The 1,672-nt window shown below is 40.8% G+C and carries 1 protein-coding gene; it reads left to right on the top strand.

The annotated features are described in order from the left end of the window. The first annotated feature begins 202 nt into the window (after nt 1-202). Nucleotides 203-1,441 carry an ATP-binding protein gene (locus B2X33_RS02470; RefSeq protein WP_296667380.1) on the top strand — a complete coding sequence of 413 codons (1,239 nt, stop codon included), beginning with the start codon at nt 203-205 and terminating at the stop codon, nt 1,439-1,441. Nucleotides 1,442-1,672 lie beyond the last annotated feature (231 nt).

Genomic DNA, 1,672 nt, shown 5'->3' on the forward strand with positions numbered 1-1,672 from the left:
CCGCAATGTTCCAAGAAAGCCGCAATCTAGAGGAAGAAATCCAGAATCAGCTGAAAAGATTGCGGTTTAATGATTAAAAGAGGAAAATTGCATATAAACTATGCCTAAATTATTCCAACTTTTCTATGGAAAAAAGCAAAAAGAGCATATATAATTTATACAAATAAGGAGTTGTATTCCGAATTTGTATAAAAGGTGCTTTATGATTTTTCATAGAAATGTGCTGGACCGGCTTTCTTTCATGGCGGAGCATTTTCCGGTTGTAATGGTTTGCGGCGCGCGTCAGGTTGGGAAAACTACGCTTTTAAAAGAATTTGCCCAAAAAAACGGCGAGATAAATTATGTTACGCTTGACTATCCGAATGTGAGGGAACTTGCAAAGTCAGATCCGGAACTTTTTTTGAAGCAGTATAAAAAAGAAAATGCTCCTCTTGTTATTGATGAGATTCAGTATGCCCCTGAAATTCTTCCGTATATAAAAATCTTTGTTGACGAGAATGCTCTTTCTGAAAACTGCAACGGCCAGTTTTTTCTTACAGGCTCGCAGATGTTCTATCTTATGAAAAATGTGAGCGAGTCTCTGGCTGGGCGTGTCGGAATTATTTCGCTTTATTCGTTCAGCCGTAGGGAAATTTTTAGCCTTGATTCCGTTCCCTTTTTGCCGTCTAATGATTTTTCAAAAATCAAAAAGACTGCTGGAAAATCTTCCGTTTTTGATGATATTTACCGCGGTGGAATGCCAAAAATGATTACAGATCCGGAGCTTTCTCCGGAGGATTTTTTTGGCTCTTATATGCAGACTTATTTGGAGCGCGACATCCGCGATTTAATCAACATAAAAAACGAGTCAAAATTCCTGAAATTTATTTCGTGCGTGGCCGCAAGAACTGCTCAGGAGGTGAATCTGTCTGATATTTCAAAAGATGTCGGAATCGACGGAAAGACGACCGAAAGCTATCTGAGCATTCTTGTCTCATCCGGAATCGTCTATCTTCTTTCGCCTTATTCCGCAAACACGATAAAACGGATAGTGAAGCGTCCAAAACTTTATTTTATGGACACGGGGCTTTGCTGCTATCTGAGTCTTTGGAACAATCCGCAGGCTCTGGAAGTTTCCGCGATGGCAGGAAATATGTTTGAGACATACGTTGTCTCGGAAATCATAAAAAGCTATGCGAATGCCGGAATTGATGTCCGCAACAGGCTTTTTTACTATCGGGACAACAACAAAAAAGAAATCGATTTATTGATAGTTCAGAACGGAAAAATCTACCCTGTCGAGATAAAAAAGGGAGCGAACCCGACAAAAGAAGCCCTGAAGAATTTCAGCGTGCTTGAAAGCCTTGGAATGGAAACTGGAAAAGGCGCGGTAATCTGCCAGAGCGGCATGATAGTTCCGCTTGACCAAAAAAACAGCCTGGTTCCGTTTGAATATATTTGAAGCACGAAGCGTCTCAGACGGATTTTCAGAGATTGAAAACAGGAGCAAAGCAATGCAGATGAAGAAATACAAGCCGGGGGAAATCGCGGAGATAAATTCCTCAAATAGTCCGAAAATACAAAGAAAAGGCTATGCGAATTTTAAACGTGCCGAGCTTATTGCAAGCCACCCGGACTTGAAGAATCCTGACGACCCGAACATAATTTCAATAAAACGTTTTGCTTCTGCCGC

This window comes from Treponema sp. UBA785 (genome assembly GCF_002297065.1).
Classification (GTDB): domain Bacteria; phylum Spirochaetota; class Spirochaetia; order Treponematales; family Treponemataceae; genus Treponema_D.

What these genes read in the sequence shown, in the direction of transcription:
- B2X33_RS02470 (WP_296667380.1), top strand. Translation starts at nt 203, where the DNA reads ATGATTTTTCATAGAAATGTGCTGGACCGGCTTTCTTTCATGGCGGAG.